General features: G+C 65.8%; 19 protein-coding genes and 2 pseudogenes. 17 read left to right on the top strand and 4 right to left on the bottom strand.

Annotated elements, in window-relative coordinates; translation table 11 throughout:
- Nucleotides 1-27: 27 nt before the first annotated feature.
- Nucleotides 28-888: a formylglycine-generating enzyme family protein gene (locus BLV04_RS10990; protein WP_093031494.1), complete on the top strand. Its 861-nt coding sequence runs from the start codon at nucleotides 28-30 to the stop codon at nucleotides 886-888.
- A 208-nt stretch (nucleotides 889-1096) separates the two neighbouring features.
- On the opposite strand, the pseudogene chrA reads toward BLV04_RS10990, so the two are convergent.
- Nucleotides 1097-2500: pseudogene (chrA, locus tag BLV04_RS10985) on the bottom strand (chromate efflux transporter).
- A gap of 301 nt (nucleotides 2501-2801) precedes the next feature.
- On the opposite strand from chrA, the gene BLV04_RS10980 reads away from it, so the two are divergent.
- The 16 genes and pseudogenes from BLV04_RS10980 to BLV04_RS10915 all read left to right on the top strand — a co-directional run.
- On the top strand, nucleotides 2802-4529 hold the full coding sequence (locus BLV04_RS10980; protein WP_093031491.1) for a nitrite reductase: 1728 nt from the start codon (nucleotides 2802-2804) through the stop codon (nucleotides 4527-4529).
- Nucleotides 4530-4733: 204 nt separating this feature from the next.
- On the top strand, nucleotides 4734-5084 hold the full coding sequence (locus tag BLV04_RS10975) for a c-type cytochrome (protein ID WP_093031488.1): 351 nt from the start codon (nucleotides 4734-4736) through the stop codon (nucleotides 5082-5084).
- Nucleotides 5081-6304, top strand: coding sequence for a cytochrome D1 domain-containing protein (locus tag BLV04_RS10970; protein ID WP_281241836.1), 1224 nt, complete (start codon nucleotides 5081-5083; stop codon nucleotides 6302-6304). The genes BLV04_RS10975 and BLV04_RS10970 overlap by 4 nt, the downstream gene beginning before the upstream one ends.
- On the top strand, nucleotides 6301-6813 hold the full coding sequence (locus tag BLV04_RS24405) for an AsnC family transcriptional regulator (protein ID WP_139191908.1): 513 nt from the start codon (nucleotides 6301-6303) through the stop codon (nucleotides 6811-6813). The genes BLV04_RS10970 and BLV04_RS24405 overlap by 4 nt, the downstream gene beginning before the upstream one ends.
- Complete coding sequence (ahbB, locus tag BLV04_RS24400; protein ID WP_139191907.1) at nucleotides 6810-7388, top strand: siroheme decarboxylase subunit beta; 579 nt, start codon at nucleotides 6810-6812, stop codon at nucleotides 7386-7388. Before BLV04_RS24405 ends, ahbB (BLV04_RS24400) begins: the two co-directional genes overlap by 4 nt.
- Nucleotides 7385-8371, top strand: coding sequence for a siroheme decarboxylase subunit beta (gene ahbB / locus BLV04_RS10960; RefSeq protein WP_093031485.1), 987 nt, complete (start codon nucleotides 7385-7387; stop codon nucleotides 8369-8371). The genes ahbB (BLV04_RS24400) and ahbB (BLV04_RS10960) overlap by 4 nt, the downstream gene beginning before the upstream one ends.
- 42 nt (nucleotides 8372-8413) lie before the next feature.
- The gene (gene nirJ, locus BLV04_RS10955) at nucleotides 8414-9643 is read left to right on the top strand and encodes a heme d1 biosynthesis radical SAM protein NirJ (RefSeq protein ID WP_093031481.1); all 1230 of its coding nucleotides are present in this window, start codon (nucleotides 8414-8416) and stop codon (nucleotides 9641-9643) included.
- On the top strand, nucleotides 9640-11298 hold the full coding sequence (locus tag BLV04_RS10950; protein ID WP_093031478.1) for a nitrite reductase: 1659 nt from the start codon (nucleotides 9640-9642) through the stop codon (nucleotides 11296-11298). Before nirJ ends, BLV04_RS10950 begins: the two co-directional genes overlap by 4 nt.
- 290 nt (nucleotides 11299-11588) lie before the next feature.
- Nucleotides 11589-12173 carry a cytochrome c oxidase subunit 3 family protein gene (locus BLV04_RS10945; protein WP_093031475.1) on the top strand — a complete coding sequence of 195 codons (585 nt, stop codon included), beginning with the start codon at nucleotides 11589-11591 and terminating at the stop codon, nucleotides 12171-12173.
- An 8-nt stretch (nucleotides 12174-12181) separates the two neighbouring features.
- Entirely contained in the window at nucleotides 12182-12463 is a 282-nt protein-coding gene (locus BLV04_RS10940; RefSeq protein WP_093031472.1) for a cytochrome C oxidase subunit IV family protein, read from the top strand.
- 6 nt (nucleotides 12464-12469) lie between these two features.
- The gene (locus BLV04_RS10935; protein ID WP_281241835.1) at nucleotides 12470-13348 is read left to right on the top strand and encodes a CbbQ/NirQ/NorQ/GpvN family protein; all 879 of its coding nucleotides are present in this window, start codon (nucleotides 12470-12472) and stop codon (nucleotides 13346-13348) included.
- A gap of 99 nt (nucleotides 13349-13447) precedes the next feature.
- On the top strand, nucleotides 13448-13861 hold the full coding sequence (locus BLV04_RS10930; protein ID WP_093031469.1) for a magnetosome magnetite crystal formation protein family: 414 nt from the start codon (nucleotides 13448-13450) through the stop codon (nucleotides 13859-13861).
- Complete coding sequence (locus BLV04_RS10925) at nucleotides 13854-14957, top strand: 4Fe-4S binding protein (RefSeq protein ID WP_093031467.1); 1104 nt, start codon at nucleotides 13854-13856, stop codon at nucleotides 14955-14957. Before BLV04_RS10930 ends, BLV04_RS10925 begins: the two co-directional genes overlap by 8 nt.
- Nucleotides 14958-15021: 64 nt before the next feature.
- Nucleotides 15022-16860 (top strand): nitric oxide reductase activation protein NorD, encoded by a 1839-nt coding sequence (locus BLV04_RS10920; RefSeq protein ID WP_093031464.1) that lies wholly within the window; start codon nucleotides 15022-15024, stop codon nucleotides 16858-16860.
- 138 nt (nucleotides 16861-16998) lie between these two features.
- Nucleotides 16999-17172: a hypothetical protein gene (locus tag BLV04_RS25270; protein WP_217633688.1), complete on the top strand. Its 174-nt coding sequence runs from the start codon at nucleotides 16999-17001 to the stop codon at nucleotides 17170-17172.
- Nucleotides 17173-17187: 15 nt separating this feature from the next.
- Nucleotides 17188-17667, top strand: a pseudogene (locus tag BLV04_RS10915) (Uma2 family endonuclease); the annotation flags it as partial.
- A 69-nt stretch (nucleotides 17668-17736) separates the two neighbouring features.
- Here the strand turns inward: BLV04_RS10915 and BLV04_RS10910 are convergent.
- From BLV04_RS10910 to BLV04_RS10900, 3 genes are all read right to left on the bottom strand, one after another.
- Complete coding sequence (locus tag BLV04_RS10910) at nucleotides 17737-18282, bottom strand: hypothetical protein (RefSeq protein ID WP_093031461.1); 546 nt, start codon at nucleotides 18280-18282, stop codon at nucleotides 17737-17739.
- Nucleotides 18283-18538: 256 nt separating this feature from the next.
- Entirely contained in the window at nucleotides 18539-19174 is a 636-nt protein-coding gene (locus BLV04_RS10905) for an SCO family protein (RefSeq protein ID WP_093031458.1), read from the bottom strand.
- Nucleotides 19171-19617: a hypothetical protein gene (locus BLV04_RS10900; RefSeq protein ID WP_093031455.1), complete on the bottom strand. Its 447-nt coding sequence runs from the start codon at nucleotides 19615-19617 to the stop codon at nucleotides 19171-19173. The genes BLV04_RS10905 and BLV04_RS10900 overlap by 4 nt, the downstream gene beginning before the upstream one ends.
- Between the last annotated feature and the right edge of the window lie 62 nt (nucleotides 19618-19679).

Here is a 19679-nt window from a genome sequence, read left to right as displayed (position 1 = left end):
CCTTCGATCACCCTCGAGAACAGGTCGATGAAGCGCATGCCCCTGTCGACGGCACTCTTGCTGACATCCTTTTGCTCGAGCGTCCATTCATCGGTCGAGCCGCCCGGCGATATCGACCGGCATTCGCCTGCGCGTCCGCCCGAACCGCTGCGCGATTCGCTCGCCGGCGGCGGGCTGGCTCCGGAGCTTATGGCCCTGCCGTCAGGCCGCTTTGTACGCGGCGATCTGCAGGGAAACAGCACGGATGTCGACGAAAAACCTCCGACCGATGTGATCCTCTCGAGGCCGTTCGCGATCGGGGTCTACGAGGTCACCTTCGATGAATTCGATGCCTTCTGCGACGCGACGGGCCGCGTCAAGCCGGACGACTCCGGCTGGGGCCGGGGTCGGCGCCCGGTCGTCAACGTGACCTGGAACGACGCCGTCGCTTACACCCGGTGGCTGAGCGAGCAAACGGGCCGCGTCTACCGACTGCCGACCGACGCTGAATGGGAGTATGCCGCGCGCGCCGGGACCGACACGCGTTTCTGGTGGGGCGATGACCTCGGTGTGGATCTCGCCAATTGCGCCGGTTGCGGCAGTGCGTGGGACGGTTACGAGACGGCGCCGGTCGGCTCCTTTCAACCCAACCCCTTCGGCCTCTACGACACGGCGGGCAATGTCTTCGAATGGGTCGCCGATTGCTTCGCGGAGACCTTCGCGAAGGCGCCTGCCGACGGGAGCGCCCATGAGAATCCCGCGGGCTGTGGTCAGCGGGTCTATCGCGGCGGCAGTTGGAGCTTTCCGCCCCGCGAGGTGCGCTCGGCGAATCGGTGGCGGGACTTCCCGACCGGCTCCAGCGACGACATGGGCTTTCGGGTCGTGCGCGAGCTTGATCCGGAGCGCTGATCCACGGCCGCGGCCGGACTAAACCGCGTCTAGAGCGACATGCGTCGTTTTCAATGTGCGTTTGGCATCGGAGACATCCTCGATCCCGGTGAGACGCGGTTTAGAGTTTGATATTTTTAGTACTTTAAACCGCGCCAACTCCAACAGTCGTCAGAGCTGGCACGGTCAAACCAGTCCAGCAAATTACACATACTGCACCGGGCGCGGTTTAACGCAGGAGCGAGTAACCCAGTCCCGCCAGTGCGCAGGCCGCGATCACCGGGATGACGCCGACCTTGAATCGCCACAAGGCGACGAAAGCCGCGATCACGAGCACCAGCGAGAACCACTCGAAGGGTCCGTCGAACGGCGCCGCCGCGCTGCCCTCGGGCCAGAGGACATGCCAGGCAAAGAACACCGCCAGATTGACGATGACGCCGACGACGGCTGCGGTGATGCCGGTCAACGGCGCGGTGAACGTCAGATCATGCCGCGTCGCTTCGATTGCCGGGGCACCGATCAGGATGAAGAGGAACGACGGCAGGAAGGTAAAGAAGGTGGCTACACTCGCCCCTGCGATCCCGGCGAGCAGCAGGGCATCGGGTCCGAAGATCTCCTTGGTCCAGGCACCCACGAAGCCGACGAAGGCGACCACCATGATGAGCGGTCCGGGGGTGGTTTCGCCCAGCGCCAGACCGTCGATCATCTGGGTCCCGGTCAGCTAGCCGTGGGTCTCGACCCCGCCCTGATAGACATAAGGCAGCACCGCGTAGGCACCGCCGAAGGTGACGAACGCCGCCTTGGTGAAGAACCAGCCCATCTGGGTCAGCGTTCCTTGCCAACCGAAGCCGAGCCAGAGTAGGCCCTCGACCAGACCCCAGAGCGAGAGTCCGACCAGGGCGTAGCCCAAGGTCTGCCGCCAAGAGAAGCGAGCGCGCGCCGGCAGCGGCGTGTTGTCGTTGATGATCGCCGGACCATAGTCGCCGCTGCCGGACCCATGTCCGCCGCCGGTCTTGAATCGATCCGGCGCGATCCGCCCGCCCAGATAGCCGATCAGGCCCGCGCCGAGCACGATCGCCGGAAAAGGCACGTTCAGCGCGAATATGGCGACGAAGGCTGCTGCGGCGATTGCCCAGAGTGCGCCGTTGCGCAGCGCTCTGGACCCGATGCGCCAGGCCGCGAACACCACGATCGCCGTCACCGCCGGTTTGATGCCGTAGAGGATGCCCGCGACGACCGGAAGGTCGCCGTACGCCAGATAGACGAAGGTCAGCGCGATCAGGATTGCGAGCGACGGCAGCACGAAAAGGACGCCCGCCATGATGCCGCCGAGCGTGCCGTGCATCAGCCAGCCGATATAGGTCGCGAGCTGCTGCGCCTCCGGGCCGGGCAGCACCATGGTGTAGTTCAACGCATGCAGGAAACGATGCTCGCTGATCCAACGGCGCCGCTCCACCAGCTCGGTATGCATCATCGCGATCTGTCCGGCCGGTCCGCCGAAGCTGATGAAGCCGAGCTTGAGCCAATAACGAAAGGCATCCTCGAGGGTCACGGGTTGTGGGGGCGAGCCCGCAGGCGCTCTTGCGGGCGATCGACCGGGTGATGGTTTAGCGGTCAGGCGTGTCGTCGACATGGATGATCTCGGAACGGGAAACCTCTCCGGCCTGCCGGTCTCCTGAAATGGCCTCGCTCACGCCGAAAAGGGTTTCCGATAGGCCGGCTATCGATGTGATGGCGCAGTATGATCAGAAATGCCCTTGGACGCGATGCATCTTGCAGCAATCGTCGCGTGAGGCTGTCTCGTGATCCAATACAGGCGGTCAAACGGCCCGAATTCGATTTGATTCAGGTCAAGGTTGAGAAGACCGCGCGAACTATAGTTGTTTTACCGCGACGCTTCTCGACTACAGCCCGATACAGGCAAGAGGTACAGGATGACGATACCCAAGCGTATCCAAGTCGGTTTGTTGCTTGCACTCTCCGGCGTCGCGACCGGCATGGCACTCGCCGAAACCGAGACGCCCGCCGGTCACGCCGGAAGCGAATTGAAGTACGAAGGGGCTCCGAGCGGCGTCGACCCGACGACCACCAAGGACATGATCACCGGCGACGGACCGCCGATGACGGTCGATGAATTCAACCAGGGCAAAGAGATCTTCTTTCAGCGTTGCGCCGGCTGTCATGGCGTGCTGCGCAAGGGCGCGACCGGCAAGCCGCTCACCACGGACATCACCCGGCAGCTCGGAACCCCTTACCTCGGCGCGATGATCACCTACGGCTCGCCGGCGGGTATGCCGAACTGGGGCACCTCGGGCAACCTGACCGCCGAGCAGATCGACCTGATGGCGCGCTATCTGCAACATGAGCCGCCGCAGCCCCCCGAGTTCGGCGTCGCCGAGATGAAGGCGACCTGGCAGTTGCTCGTGCCGCCGGAACAGCGGCCCACCAAACAGATGAATGATCTCAATCTGAGCAATCTGTTCTCGGTCACGCTGCGCGACGCCGGCAAGATCGCCTTGATCGACGGCGACACCAAGGAGATCGTGTCCGTCATCCCGACCGGCTATGCGGTCCACATCTCGCGCCTGTCGGCCTCCGGACGCTATCTGTTCGTGATCGGACGCGATGCGCGGGTCAACCTGATCGACCTCTGGATGGAAAACCCGGCCACCGTCGCCGAGATCAAGGTCGGGCTCGAGGCCCGCTCGGTGGAGACCTCCAAGCACAAGGGCTCGGAAGACAAGCTCGCGATCGCCGGAACCTACTGGCCGCCGCAGTTCGTCATCATGGACGGCGATACCCTCGAGCCGCTCAAGATCGTCTCGACCCGCGGCATGACGGTCGACACGCAGGAATATCATCCCGAGCCGCGCGTTGCGGCCATCGTGGCCTCGCATGCGCACCCCGAGTTCATCGTCAACGTCAAGGAGACCGGCAAGGTCCTGCTGGTGAACTACGAGGATCTCGCCAATCTCAAGATCACCGAGATCGCAGCAGCGCCCTTCCTGCACGATGGCGGCTGGGATGCCTCACGGCGTTATTTCATGACCGCCGCGAACAAATCCAACAAGATCGTCGTCGTCGACTCGCAGGAGCAACGGCTTGCCGCCGTGGTCGATGTCGGCGCCACTCCGCACCCCGGGCGCGGCGCGAACTTCGTCGATCCCGAGTTCGGACCGGTGTGGGCGACCAGCCATCTCGGCGACGCCTCGGTCAGCCTGATCGGGACCGATCCGCAAGGACACCCGGACTCGGCCTGGAAGGTGGTGCGCACGCTGCAAGGCCAGGGCGGGGGATCGCTCTTCATCAAGACCCATCCCAACTCGCGCCATCTCTATGTCGACACCGCGCTGAACTCGGTCGAGAAGCTGGCGCAGAGCATCGCGGTCTTCGACATCGACGACCTGAGCGCGCCTTACAAGGTGCTGCCGATCGCGGAATGGGCGGATCTCGGCGAAGGCCCGAAGCGGGTGGTGCAGCCCGAGTTCAATCAGGCGGGCGACGAGGTTTGGTTCTCGGTCTGGAACAACCAGGACCAGTCATCGGCGTTGGTCGTGTTGGACGACAAGACACTCAGCCTGAAGAAGGTCATCAACGATCCGCGGATCGTGACGCCGACCGGCAAGTTCAACGTCTACAACACCGTGCACGACGTCTACTGAGCCGGGTCGAGCCGCGTTCGGAGCCATCCGACGGCGAGGTGCGTCGATCGGCGTCCGGGCGATCGACGCACCCTGTCCGCGACGCGGTTCGAGTCTCTATTTCTTGTGCTCGGCCGCGCTGCGCCGACGTCGAAGGGCGCGTCCCGGCTCGGAGCGAATCGCGCCTGACTGGTGCGCCGAGCGCGGTCCGATGGAGGTGGGATCATGGCTCGATCATTGACCCTTACGAAGCCCCTCTTGCTGCTTGCTGTCTTCTCGGGCGGTTTGGCTGCCGATCCGAGCACGGTCGATGGCGTCGATCCGCCGACGCCCGAGCGACAAGCCCAGTTACGGCATCTACTGGTGCAGGACTGCGGCTCCTGTCACGGACTCAAGCTGTTGGGCGGGTTGGGTCCACCGCTGTTGTCGGAAACCCTGGCGAACAAGCCGGTTGAATACCTGGCCTCCGTCATCCTGCATGGTCAGACGGGGACCGCCATGCCGCCATGGCATCCGCTGCTCTCGCCGGCGGATGCGGCCTGGCTGGCGCAGACACTCAAGGGGGATGTGCCATGATCGCCTTGTGGACAGGTCGGAGGCCGCCGACGCGCTGGCCCTCGATGCTCGCGGTACTGGTGCTTGTGCCGGTGCTGAGCTTGGCGCCGAGCCTGCCGGTGGACGCCGCGGAGCGCGGCACCGGCGATCTGGGCGTGGTCATCGAGCGGGCGGCCGGCTCGGTGCAGATCATCGAGACCAGCGGCAACCACGCGATCGGCCGGATCACCGATCTGGGCGATCTGTCGCATGCATCGGTCGTCTTCTCGCGCGACGGGCGTTATGCATTCGTGTTTGGGCGGGACGGCGGACTCTCCAAGGTCGACCTCTTGACCGCCCGTCTGGTCGGCCGGACGGAGCAGGCCGGCAACAGTATCGGCGGGGCCATCTCGCAGGACGGCCGCCTGGTGGCCGTCGCCAACTACGAGCCAGGCGGCGTGCGGATCTTTGATGCAGCCACACTGGCGCCGGTCGCCGACATCCCGGCGACGTACGGCGACGACGGCGCACGCTCGAAGGTGATCGGCCTGGTCGACGCCCCCGGTCAGCGCTTCGTCTTCAGCCTTTGGGACGCCGGCGAGATCTGGATCGCCGACCTGAGCGATCCCGCCGAACCCGCGATTCAGCGGTTCACCGACATCGGCACCAACCCCTACGATGCCTTGCTGACCCCGGACGGGCGGTATTACATCGCCGGGCTGTTCGGCGAGGACGGGCTCGCCATGCTCGATCTTTGGCATCCGCAGGCCGGCGTGCGGCGCATCCTCGGCGGCTACGGCCGTGGCGAGGAAGCGCTGCCCGTCTACAAGATGCCGCATCTGGAAGGCTGGGCCGTCGCCGGTCGTCGGGCCTTCATCCCGGCGGTCGGTCACCACGCGGTGCTGGTCGTGGATCTGGACACCTGGCAGCAGGTCGGGCAGATCCCGGTCGCCGGTCAGCCGGTGTTCGTCATGGCCCGACCGGACGGGCGTCAGGTGTGGGTCAACTTTGCACTGCCGCACAACCACATCGTCCAGGTCATCGACACCGAGACGAACGCCGTCGTCCAGTCCCTGGAGCCCGGTCCCGGCGTGTTGCACATGGAGTTCGAGCCGCGCGGAGAGGAGGTCTGGGTCTCGGTGCGCGATCGCGACCAGGTGCAGGTCTACGACACCGCGACCCTTGCCCCCGTGGCCACCATCCCGGCGGACAAGCCGAGCGGGATCTTTCTGAGCGCCCGCGCGCACCGGATCGGACTATGAGCAGGCAGCCGACCGGCCCGTCGCCCTCGCCGGCGCCCGATGCGATCCGCGCACCTGTGCTCGATGCACTCGACCGGCGCCTGCTCGATGATTTTCAGCAGGGCTTCCCGCTCACGCCGCGACCTTATCGCGAGATCGCCGAGCAGCTCGGGATCAGCGAGGCCGAGGTGATCGCACGGCTCGAGTCTCTGTGCCGGGCCGGCATCGTCAGCCGCGTCGGCCCGGTCGTGCGCCCGGGCCGCGCGGGCGTGAGCACCCTGGCCGCGATGCGTGTCGCCCCCGAGCGTCTGGAGGCGGTCGCCGCCGTGGTCAGCGGTTATCCCGAGGTCAATCACAACTACGAGCGCGAGCACACGTTCAATCTCTGGTTCGTGCTGACCGCGCCGGATGCGGATCGACTGCGCGTCGTGCTCGAGGAGATCGCGTCGCGCACCGGGATCCCGGTCATGGATCTGCCGATGCTCGAGGAATACCACATCGACCTTGGGTTCAGACTGCAATGGACATGAATCACTCAAACAGTCCTTCCGGCCCTTCAGGTCGTCGCTCCGCGATCGATCGGGATCTCCTCGCGGTCATCCAGCAGGGGCTGCCGCTCTGCCCCCGCCCCTATGCCATGGTGGCCGAGACGCTTGGGCTCGACGAGTCCGAGGTGATCACGCGGATCGGGCGGCTGCTCGCCGACGACACCATCAAGCGCCTCGGCGTGGTGGTGCGCCACCGTGCGCTCGGCTACGGGTCGAACGCCATGGTGGTCTGGGCACTGCCGGAGGCGCGGGTCGCCGAGGTCGGGCGCTGTTTGGGGCGCTTCGCCTGCGTGACGCTGAGCTATCGCCGCCCGGCGCGCCCTCCGGAGTGGCCCTATACATTGTTTACGATGATCCACGGCCGCGACCGTGCGACCGTGCTCGCGCAGGTCGAGGAGATCAAACAGCAGTGCGGACTCGCCGAGATCGACTCGGCGGTCCTGTTCAGCCTGCGCTGTTTCAAGCAGCGCGGCGCATCTTACGGCGAGCGGCCGTCCTCGACGCGGGCTCCGGCCCGGCGTCCGGCGGCCCGCGCCCGGATGGAGGTACCGGCATGAGCGGACTCGACCCGCTGCAGCGCGCCTTCATCAACCGGTTTCAGGGTGGTTTCCCGTTGGTCGAGCGTCCTTTCCACGGCGTCGCGGCCGAGCTCGGCACGAACGAGACCACCCTGATCCAGAGTATCCGGCGACTCTGCGACGAGGGTTGGTTGAGCCGATTCGGTCCTCTGTTCGATGCCGAGCGGCTCGGCGGCTGTTTCACGCTGGCCGCGCTGGCGGTGCCCGAGGTCGACTTCGCGCGCGTCGCCGAGCAGGTCAACGCCCTCGAGGAGGTTGCGCACAACTACCGGCGCGAGCATCCGCTCAACATGTGGTTCGTGCTCGCCACCGAGGGCACGGCGGCGCGCGATGACGCCATCCGGACCATCGAGCGCGAGACCGGCTTGCCGGTGCACGACTTTCCGAAGCTCGAATCCTTCCATCTGGGGTTCAACCTGCATCTCGATGCCGAGGGTGCGGTGGGGATCCGGCGGGTCGAGCCGCGACCATTCGCCCCGGCGCGGCCGCCGGACAGGCTCGATCGCGCCATTGTCGCGAGCACCCAGGCCGGCCTGCCCTTGGTCCCCGAGCCCTATGCGGCCATCGCCGAGGAGATCGGCACCGATCAGCAGACCCTGCTCGCACGGCTCGCGGAGCTGCTCGCGAGCGGCGCCGTCCGGCGCATCGGCGCGGTGCCCAACCACTACAAGCTCGGCCTGCGCGGCAACGGAATGACGGTGTGGGATGTCCCGGACGATCGGGTCGAGCAGGTCGGACGCCGGCTCGGCGCGCGCGAGGAGGTGACCCATTGTTACCGGCGTCCCCGGCATCCGCCGCTCTGGCCCTATAACCTGTTTGCGATGGTGCATGGCCGGGGGCGCGAGGAGGTCGAGGCCCGTGTGGCGCGCCTCGTCGATGAGATCGGCGCGGAGAGCCGCGCCCACGCCACGCTCTTCAGCACCGCCGTGCTCAAGAAGACCGGTCTGCGTTGGGCAGGCTAGGCCGACCCGTCAACCCCAAGTGATCGACCGGATCCCGACACCATGTTTCGTCTGAGCCGCTATCTTCACGCACTGCGCCCGGGGACGGATGCCGGGACTCGGCCCGCGCAGCCGACGGCATCTGCCGGCCAAACCGGCCCTGTCGTCATCTGGAATCTGGTCAGACGCTGCAATCTGACCTGTCGCCATTGTTACGCCACCTCGGCCGACAAGGACTTCCCCGGCGAGCTCGACCGCGCCGAGATCGACCGCGTGATGGACGACCTGCACGCCTACGGCGTGCGCGTGCTCATCCTCTCGGGTGGGGAGCCGTTGCTGCATCCGGACATCTTCGCCATCGCCCGCCGCGCCAAGGCGCTTGGCTTCTACGTCGGTCTGTCGAGCAACGGCACGCTGATCGATGCGGCGCGCCTCGCGGAGATCGCCGCGACCGGCTTCGACTATGTCGGCATCAGTCTCGACGGTCTGCGCGAGACCCATGACCGCATCCGCCGCCGGGAGGGCGCCTTCGCAGCCGCACTGCAGGGACTGCGCGACTGTCGCACGGCCGGCCTGAAGGTGGGTCTGCGCTTCACACTGACGCGCGACAACGCCGCCGAGCTGCCGGAGCTGCTGCGTCTGATGGACGAAGAAGACATCGACAAGTTCTATCTCTCGCACCTCAACTATGCCGGTCGCGGCTATCGCAACCGGGGTGACGACCCGCACCACCGGCTGACGCGCGAGGCGATGGATCTCTTGTTCGAGACCTGCTGGGCGGATGTGCGCGCCGGACGTCGGCGCGAGATCGTCACCGGCAACAACGATGCCGACGCGGTCTATCTGCTGCACTGGGCGGCGCGCCGGCAGCCCGATGCGCTGCCGCGGCTGCGCACCATGCTGCGTCGCTGGGGCGGCAATGCCTCGGGCGTGAATATCGCCAACATCGACAACGAAGGCCGGGTGCATCCGGACACCATGTGGTGGGACTACAGCCTCGGCAACGTCAAGGAGCGCCCCTTCGGCGTCATCTGGGACGATCGCTCTGACCCCCTGATGGACGGACTCAAGCAGCACCCGCGCCCGCTCAAAGGCCGCTGCGCCACTTGCAGCCATCTCGACATCTGCGCAGGCAACAGCCGCACGCGTGCCTGGCGCCTCACCGGCGATCCCTGGAGCGAGGACCCGGGCTGCTATCTGACCGACGCGGAGATCGCCGAGACCTTCGGCGAGGCCCCTGGCCTGCGACCCGCATCGACCGGCGATCGGGACGTCGCGAGGAACGCGGCATGACATCCCGATCCGTCACTGCGTCGAGGATTACACGGCCTTTGGTCCGGCTCGGCCTCTGCCTGGCTCTGGCGCTCTCATTGGCACCGGCGCAGCCCGCACAAGCCGCCGACGCAGAGACGCCTGCGCCGTTACCCGCCTCTGCACCTGTCCCGTCTCCGACCCCGGACGCCGCAGGCATCTACGCGAGCGTCTGCGCCCAGTGTCACGGCGCGGACCGACTCGGCGGCATGGGGCCGGCGCTCATCCCGGAAACGCTCGGCCGACTCACCCCGGAGGACGCACGCGCGACCATCCTCGCGGGTCGGCCCGCGACCCAGATGCCGGGCTTCTCCGGTGCGCTGGAGCCTGCGATGGCGGATGCGCTCGCCGGCCTGATCCTCACCCCGTTGGAGCAGACACCCACCTGGCCGCTCGAGCGCATCCTCGCCAGCCACCGACGTCTCGTCGATCCAGCCGACCTTCCGGCGGAGCCGATTCACGGCGCCGATGCGCTGAACCTGTTCGTGGTTGTGGAGCTGGGCGATCATCACGCCACCATCCTCGACGGCGATCGGCTCGAGCCCATCCATCGGTTCCAGACCCACCCGGCACTACACGGCGGCCCCAAATTCACCCCCGATGGGCGCTTCGTGTATTTCGCCTCGCGCAACGGCTGGATCAGCAAGTTCGATCTCCACAGCCTGCAGTCGGTCGCCGAGATCCGCGCAGGCATCAACACGCGTAATCTGGCCCTCTCGGGCGATGGTCGCTATGTGGCGGTGGCCAACTATCTCCCGCACTCCTTGGTCATTCTGAGCGCCGAGGATCTAACCCCGTTGAATGTGATCCCGGTGGTCGACGACTCCGGCCGCGGCTCGCGCGTCAGTGCCGTCTATGCGGCCCCGCCGCGCAGCAGCTTCGTCGCCGCACTCAAGGACATACCCGAGATCTGGGAGATCAAGCTGGCCGATGATCCGCTGCCGGTCTACAACGGGCCGATGCACGACTATCGGCTCGGCGAGGGCACCGCCCGCCAGACCGGCCGCTTCCCGGTGCAACGGACCCTGCTGGCCGACTATCTGGACGATTTCTTCTTCGACCCGAGTTATCGGCTGGTGCTCGGCGCCGCCCGCGACGCCGATCAAGGTCAGGTGGTGCATCTGGACGCACGCCGAAAGATCGCCGACCTCGACCTCGCCGGCATGCCGCACCTGGGCTCCGGCATCACCTGGGAGTATCAAGGCCGTCAGGTGCTGGCCACGCCGCACCTGAAGGAGTCGCGCGTCAGCGTCATCGACATGACCGACTGGCACACCATCGCGCGGATCGAGACGCTCGGCCCCGGATTCTTCATGCGCAGCCACGAGGCGTCGCCCTACGCCTGGGTGGACGTCTTCTTCGGTCCGCACCGGGATGCCCTGCATGTGATCGACAAGGGCACGCTCGAGATCGTCAAGACGCTACGCCCCTCGCCCGGCCTGACCGCCGCGCATGTGGAGTTCGACCGCTACGGGAAATACGCCCTGGTCAGTGTCTCGGAGCCGGCCCCGAACGGGGCACTCGTCATCTACGACGCGGCCACGCTGGAGGAGGTCAAACGCCTGCCGATGAACAAACCGTCGGGCAAGTACAACGTCCACAACAAGATCAGCGGGTCGACGGGGACCAGTCACTGAGGCCCGGCGCCGGAATTCAAGGTGGAGTTTTAGGCGCCTCGTCGAGTCGATGCGTATCCGGACGTTCAGCTCATGACGCAGACCCACCGGCTTTGGCGGTGGTTGTTGAGTGCTCGCCCCGAGGACAGACGTCCACGTCGGTCCCGAAAACCCCGCCCGGAGGCCGACTCCGGCCGCAACCCGATTTGATGTCGATCAAAGCCGATATCCGACCGCACCGCTAGGATGCAGGGCAATCAAGGGCCGCCGACGCCCGATCCGACCCGATCCGACCTGATCAAGAGCCCTCGATGTCCGCAACGCTCACGGCAGCGCCGCCCGTCCGTTACCCGCCGGGTGATTTGGCGATTTGGATCTTTATCCTCGCCGAGCTGGCGGTCTTCGCCATCTTCTTCGCCTCCTATGCCTTCGCCCGCATGGGTGACGTGGCGATGTTCAATGAATACCAGGCTACGCTCGATAAGGGCGCAGCGCTGATCAACACCCTTACACTGATTACCAGCAGCTATTTTGTGGTGCGTGCCCTTGCGGCCATCCGCGAGGATCAACGTAAAACGAGCGTCCGTTGGCTGCTTGCCGCACTGGCCATGGGTGCCCTGTTTCTGGTCGTTAAATCGGCGGAGTATGTCCACCACTTCGGCGAAGGTGTGCGGCTGAGCAGCAACACCTTCTATATGTTTTATCTCTCCTTGACCTTCTTCCATTTCCTGCATGTGGTGCTCGGCATGGTGATTCTGGCGGCGGTGGCGCTGAAGACGCACCAAGGCGCCTACTCGGCGAGCGAGCATACCGGCATGGAGACCGGCGGTGTTTATTGGCATATGGTCGATCTGGTGTGGCTCATCCTTTTCCCCTTGGTCTACGTGATGCGATGAACACCGTCATGAACACGCAAACCGCGATGCGCCCCTGCACACGGGTCTATCTGCTGCTCGTCGTGCTGACGCTGGTGACCTTCGCCGTCGGCCATTTCGATCTGCTCTCGGGAAGCAGGGCCTTGGTCTTGTCGCTGCTCGTTCTGGGCTTTGCCTTGATCAAGGGTCAGCTCATCGGCGATTTCTTCATGGGTCTGAAGGGCCTACGCGGACCCTGGCGGTTCGTCATTCTCCTGTGGCTGTTGATCCCGGGAACCCTGATCACCATCGCCTTCACACTTGCCGGCTGAGCACAGATGACATCCAGACACGCCGTTCGTCCGATCTCGATTCCGAACACCGGCGCGATGGCCGGTCATGCGGCGCAGGCGTCCGCCGAGACCCAGAGCGAGACCCAGCGCGAGTCGATCTTTTACAAGCCGCAAGGCCGCGAGGTCGCGCTCTTCGAATACGCCTTCCACAACCGCCTGCCGGTGATGATCAAGGGGCCAACCGGGTGCGGGAAGACCCGCTTCGTGCGCTATATGGCCGAGCGCTTGGAGCGCTCGCTCTACACCGTCGCCTGTCATGACGACCTGACCGCGGCGGACCTGGTGGGCCGCCATCTGATCGGCGCCGAGGGGACCTTCTGGAGCGATGGTCCGCTCACCCGTGCGGTGCGCGAGGGCGCCATCTGCTATCTCGACGAGGTGGTGGAGGCGCGCAAGGACACCACGGTGGTGCTGCATCCGCTCACCGACGATCGACGTATCCTGCCGTTGGAGCGCACCGGCGAGACGCTGCAGGTGCCGCCCGGATTTATGCTGGTCGTCTCCTACAACCCGGGTTATCAGAACCTGCTCAAGGGGATGAAACCGAGCACGCGTCAGCGCTTCGTTGCTGTCACGCTCGGCTTTCCCGAGCCACGCCTGGAGGTCGCGATCCTGATCGGAGAGACCGGGATCGAGAGCGCATGGGCCGAGCTGCTGGTGCGGATCGCCGGTTCGCTGCGCGCACTCAAGGACCACGATCTGGAGGAAGGCGTCTCGACCCGACTGCTCGTCTACGCAGCGACGCTGATCCAGGCCGGGATGGACCCACGCGACGCCTGTCTCGCCGCGCTGGTCGAGCCCTTGACCGACGATGCCGAGACCATCGCGGCACTCGCGGAGGTGATCGATGCGACACTCGTTTAAACCGCGCCCGGCGCGGTATGCGATGTCTTTGGAGGGGATCGGCCCCGGTAGAAGTGACCACCGTTGGAGTCGGCGCGTTTTAAAAGCGGTTGAAGCCTCATGAAGAGTACCCGGCCTGAAGGTCAGCGGATCGCTATCGCCGCCGAGTCGTTGTATCTCGCCAACCTGCTGATCCTGCCCGGGATCGGCTTCCTGCTTCTGCTGGCGCTCGCGTTTTGGGGGCGCGAGGGTCGCGCACCGCTGGCGGCCGCGCATCTGGACCAAACGGTCCGCGCGAGTCTCTGGGCCGGAGTGCTCCTGATCATCGTGATCTCCGCGGTCATGGCGATTGCCGGTGCCGGTGCGATGTATGTCTGGACGCTGGTGATCCTCTATTTCATCGTCTGTCACACCACGCTGGTCCTGCTCGGTGTCTTCGGCCTGACCAAGGCGTTGGCTGGACAATGCTGGCGCTACCCCTTGGTCGGGCCGCCGCTGCCGGGCGGGTGTCCTCAGGCAAAACGCCATGTCTAGAACCCGGCTGCAACAGCGGCGTGCCTGGTTTCAGGTCGGTTTCTTTTCGCTCTTCCTGCTGGCGCCGCCGCTGGATCTCTTTCGGATCGATCTGACGCTCGGCCACGCGATCCTGTTCGGGCAGCACTGGACGCTCGGGATCGAGGACTTTCTCGCTGGTCGTACCGGGATCGGGGACGCCACGCTCAACCTCTTCGTCCGCGGTTTCTTGCCGATTTTCGGCGGTGCCGCGCTCTTCTTGTTCATTGCTTGGCGCTACGGGCGTCTCTACTGCGGTTGGCTGTGCCCGCATTTCTCTGTCGTCGAGACGATCAACGCCCTGATGCGCCGCGCCTCCGGCAAACCCAGCATCTGGGAGCGCCGCACCCTGCCGCCGCCGCTGCGCGGTCCGATTCCGATGACGGTGACCGGCGCGCAGGATCCGAGCGCGAAGTCCCCGGCGTCGGCTCCGTATTGGAACCGCTGGTACTGGATCCCGACCCTGCTCGCCGTGGTCGGCTTCGCCTTCCTTTGGGCGCTGGCCCTGCTCACCTATCTCCTGCCGCCCTTCGAGATCTACCACAACCTGCTCAACGGCACCCTGACCCGCAACCAGAGCATCTTCCTGACGGCGGCCACGATCGCGTTCACGGTCGAGTTCCTGCTCGCGCGCCATTTCTTCTGCCGCTATGTCTGCGCGGTCGGCCTGTTCCAGAGCCTCGCCTGGATGGCCAACGATCGGGCCATGGTGGTCGGCTTCGACACCCGCCGCGCCGCCGCCTGCGCCGATTGCGACAACGCCTGCGACCATGCCTGTCCGATGCGTCTGAAGCCGCGCACGATCAAGCGCAAGATGTTCACCTGCACCGAGTGCGCCGAATGCATCTCGGCCTGCACACAGGTCCAGCACGGCGACCCGCAGCAGAGTCTGTTGCGCTGGGTCGAAGGTGCGGAGGCGTTGCCGGTCGTCACCGGACGTCCGAGCACGCCGAATCAGGAATCCGGCCTGCCTTCCGAGTCACGGCACAGGCCCGACAGACACCAAGACAAACCGAGCGACGCGATGGGCCCGTCCTGGACCGCGCAGACAGGCGACGCGACGGCTCGAACCTCATGAACACCGTCGCATCCCGTGCGCCTTTGCGGCTCGACCGCCTTTCCCGGATCCGCTGACCGCCGACATGGAAGAACAAGTCGGAGCACTCTGGCATCGCGCCATCACCCGTCTCTCGGAGCGGCGGCACCCCTTTGCGGCGGTGACGCTCGAAGAGGTGGCCGTCCCGATCGGGATCTTCTTCCGTGCTCTGGGCGGCGACGGCGGACTCCAGGTCGAAGCGGCCGAGGCGAGCGCACACGGGGCCCGTCGCGGGTTCCTGCAACGACTCGCCGGGCTCGACGAAAAGGTCGAGCTGGCCTGGCGCGACGAGCGCTCCTTACGTCTGCCCGCCCGGATCGACCTCTTCCCGGAGCGGGCGCTCAATCGCGATCTCTACATCTGGCTCGCCGGGCTCGCGGCCCAGCAGACAGGCCCGACCCGAGATTGGCTCGTCGAGAGTCAGGACCAGGCCCGCCGGACGCTCGAGCGTTTTCCGGGCCTGCGCCCGCGCTACCGGCGGCTGCTCGATGCCCATCTCGACCTGCGCCCGGATCCGCGTGCCCTGCCGGCGGATGAGCGTGCGCGCGAAGAGGCCATCCGTCTTGCGCTGGAGGATCCCGGCAGTGTCGCGCGGCTCCCGGCGGCGCGCCGTCCGCCGTATCCGGTCGTCCTCTGGCTGCATCCCGATCCCGAGCTCCCGGCCGGCGCCTGGTCGGACCCCTCCGGCGGCGAGTCGCAGGACATCGATCGCGATGCCGCCGTCGAGTCGCTCGGCGAGCGCCGTCGGCGACGTGCCGAGCGGGTCGCCATGCCGGAGAAGGACCAGGGGCTGATCACGATCCGAATGGAGAACATCCTCACCTGGGGCGAGCATGTCCAGGTCGACCGCGGGACCGACGAGGAGGACGATCTCGAGCGCGCCCGCACCGCCGCCGCCGATCTGGATCGCATCTCGGTCGCGCGCGACCGTAAGGCATCCGGCGCGCGTCTCAAGTTCGACCTGGACCTGCCGGCCGAGTCCGAGGACGACCTCGTCCTCTCGGAGGGGATCCTCTTGCCCGAGTGGGACTGGCGAAAGGGCACACTGTGCCCGAATCAGTGTCGCGTGGTCCCGCTCATCGCCGCGGACGCGGCACCCTGCGAGCTGCCCGAGCACCTGCGCCGTACGGCCCATCGGCTGCGTCATCAGTTTCAGGCTCTCGCCCCGGCGCGGGTTTGGCAGCGCGGCCAGTCCGACGGACAGGAGATCGACTTGGACGCCTATCTGCGTTTCGCCACCGATCGCCATGCCGGGGCCGGCACCCATGCCGACGGACTCTATCGCGACATGCGCAAAGGGGCGCGTGATCTGGTGTGTCTACTGCTCTCGGACCTCTCGCTCTCGACCGACACCTGGGTGGACGACCGCGCACGCGTCATCGATGTCATCCGCGACAGTCTCTTTCTCTTCGCCGAGAGCTTGGCAGCGACCGGCGATCGCTTCGGCATGCTCGGATTTTCCTCGCGTCGTCGCGATCCGGTGCGGATCCACAGTCTCAAGGACTTCGACGAGCCGCACGGCGCCGGCGTGCGCGGGCGCATCGCCGCCATCAAGCCCGGCTATTACACCCGCATGGGCGCCGCCATCCGCTACTCGACTCGCCTGCTCGCCGCGCAGCCGGGCGGCCGCCGTCTCCTGCTGATCCTCTCCGACGGCAAACCCAACGACCTCGACCGCTACGAAGGCCGCTACGGGATCGAAGACACCCGCCGCGCCGTCCAGGAAGCCCGTGCCCTCGGCCTGACCTGCTTCTGCGTCACCATCGACGAGCGCGGCAACGACTATCTCCCCCACCTCTTCGGCACCGGCGGCTATGTCGTCATCCGCCGGCCCACCGAGCTTCCGGCGCAGCTCCCGGTTCTTTATGCGCGGCTGACGGCTTAAACCGCGCCCAGCGCGGTGTGCGATGTTTTTGGATGGGATCGGTCTCGGCAGACTTGACGGCCGCTGGAGCCGGCGCGGTTTAGCACGCGACATCCGAGTTCACTCGCTGCCGAGAGCGATTTTCAACGCGAGCCGCTGATGTACGCGGTCGAGTCGCTGCGGATTCATTTCCGCGACTGCCCGGATGTCTATGTGTCTGGAAACATGTTCGTCTATTACGAGCAGGGCAATCCCAAGACCGTCGTGGCGCGCGATGTCTTCGTGGTGATGGGTGCGCCATCGCATGATCGCGCCTCCTACAAGCTGTGGTAGGAACCCAAGGCACCCGACATCGTGCTCGAGATCACGTCCAAGAGCACCTATTCGGAGGACCAAGGCGCCAAACGCGGTGTCTATGCCTTGCTCGGGGTGAAGGAATACTGGCAGTACGACCCGACCGGGGATTATCTGGAACCACGTTTACAGGGTTTGCAGCTCATCGAGCGCAATTATTGGCCGCTGCCCGTGCAGGAGCGATCGGGCTCCGATCTGCTGATGCATAGCGCCGTGCTCGGCCTGGATCTGCGGTTAGAGGAGGGACAACTGCGCTTTCATGACTCCGCCACCGGCGAGCCGCTGCGCAGCCATGCGGAGGCGGAGTTCGCGCGGCAGGAGGCCGAGCAGGCACGACAAGCGGCCAAGCAGGCAAGCCAAGCCGCCGAGCAGGCAAGACAGGATGCCGAGGCGCGTGCCGAGGAGGAGCTCAGACAGCGCCGAGCGTTGGAGGCGCGACTCGCCGAGCTGGAGCAGCGTCTTCAGCATCATTAGTGGTGGATTGAGACGGATTTTGGTCGACTACGTGCCCGCCTTGGGCGGACACGGCCGATCGACGTATCTCTAAGTCGGATTGCAGGGCAAGGTGCACGGTGCGGCTGGCGTGACTCGAAGTCCGACGCTGCACTCGTTGGCAATTGCCGGGGTGACCGCGGAGGCAGCACTGAGCGGGGAGCTGGGGTCGACCCGGGAAAGGATCACGCCTTCCTCGAGTGTCGTGCCCACGAAGATGTAAGCGATTCCATTCGCTGGCTGTCGTTCCGAGCCCGCACCGACGTTGAGGCAGCTCACGAACGCCGAGCCCGAGGGTGTGGAGATCGTATAGTCGTATGACGGCGTTGCCCACAGATCTTCCGGCAGGTGAGTCGAGCCGAAGATGGCGGCCGCGGCCATAAGGGCGACCCCTCCCTGCTTGCTGCGCCTGCGCAGGAAGGCGTAGGTCGCTACGACCAACAACAAACCGAGCAGGGCAGTGGCCCACGGACTCAAGGGCACTGGCTGCGCGGTTCCCCAAGCGATATTCCACCCCGGGGCCTGCTGAGCAAACGCGGACGATACCGCACCTACAGCCAGAGCGATTGCAGCGACGACCTTTTCACCTGTTCTCATCCCGAAATCTCCAGTTCTTGATTCGTGGGCGACGCGACCCCGCCGGTACCCCCTTGCACCAAGGCATCGGCGCCGCGCGCGGGAGTTTGACGCCTGCGGTCCAGCGCACACAAGGGAAAGGTGTGATCGCAGTGAAGCTCAGGATCATTTTCACGCGCGCCGGGACGGTTGCATCTGCGTTTCTGAACGAAAACGCATTGATCACCCGCCCATCCAGAGTGAAGAGTCTTCGATTCGCCTTTCCTCGGCTTGAGTCTCACCGTGGCGGCGGAGCGCTCCACGTCGGGTCGGCCTTGTGTGTCTCGGACAACAAGGCGTCGATCCGCTCGGCGATCTCGGCGGCCGGTGTCGAGTAACCGAACTTACGGATATAGCTCCCGTCGGGGCCGAGGAGATACATGCCGGCGCTGTGGTCGACGTGGTAGCGATCGGCCGGTGCGCCCGGCTCGGTGACCTTCCGGTAACGGGCGTTGAAGTTTTGAGCGGCGCGATCGATGAGCGATGCAGAGCCGGTGAGACCGATGATGCGCGGGTGAAAGTAGGCGGTATAGGTCGCCAGCACCTGCGGGGTATCGCGCTGCGGATCGACCGTGATGAAGATCGGCTGAACGCGTTCCGCCCGATCGCCCAACTGCTTCAGGATCGCCGCGGCCTCGACCAGCGTGGTCGGGCAGATGTCCGGACAGTAGGTGTAACCGAAGGCGATGAGCTGGAATTGACCGGGGAAATCGGCGTTGGTGACGGCCCGTCCGTTGGCGTCCATCAGGAGATAACGTCCGCTCGGCGGGGACTCGTCGTCGGCTGGCGCATCGGCGGCGTCGACCGATCCCGTGGCTATGCCGGCTGCCAGAAGCAATGCTGCAACCAGCGGCGCGACGACGGGGATCTTCATGATCCGGTCTCGTCGTTCGACAGGGACGGCTCGGCGCCGGGCGGTTGCGGCTCCGACGGTTCCGGTTTCGCCTGCTCCGGTTTCGCCTGCTCCGGGTTCGCTTGTTCGGGGAAAACCGCCTTCAGTGCTTCCGCCGATTCCGCCAGTCGCGCCGCCAGATCGGCCGCGGTCGGACAGGGCGCGTCGTCCTTGGTCGCCGCGAGGAAGGCAGCGTTGGTCGCCGTCTCGAAGAGGGTTCCGTAGCGGCGGGTCTTGGGCGCATAGCCGATGATCAATGCCTTCGCCTCGCTGGACGCATCGAACTGCCGACAGGCCAACGCTTGGCCGTTCAGCGTTCCCAACGTCCGGACCTCTGGGAAGCCGACCTCGGTCGACTCGGTCGGATCGGCGAAAGCGAGCCCCGTGGACATCAGCAACAGACCGGTCAGGATCGGAAATCTCATGCGGGGCCTCCAAGGTTTCGGCGGGGTCGGTGTCTTCGCGGGTGTGCTCGGGTCGCCGACGA

This window comes from Thiocapsa roseopersicina (assembly GCF_900106925.1).
Taxonomy (GTDB): domain Bacteria; phylum Pseudomonadota; class Gammaproteobacteria; order Chromatiales; family Chromatiaceae; genus Thiocapsa; species Thiocapsa roseopersicina.
Note: the sequence above shows the minus strand (reverse complement) of the source record. Positions and strands in the feature narration are given on the sequence as shown.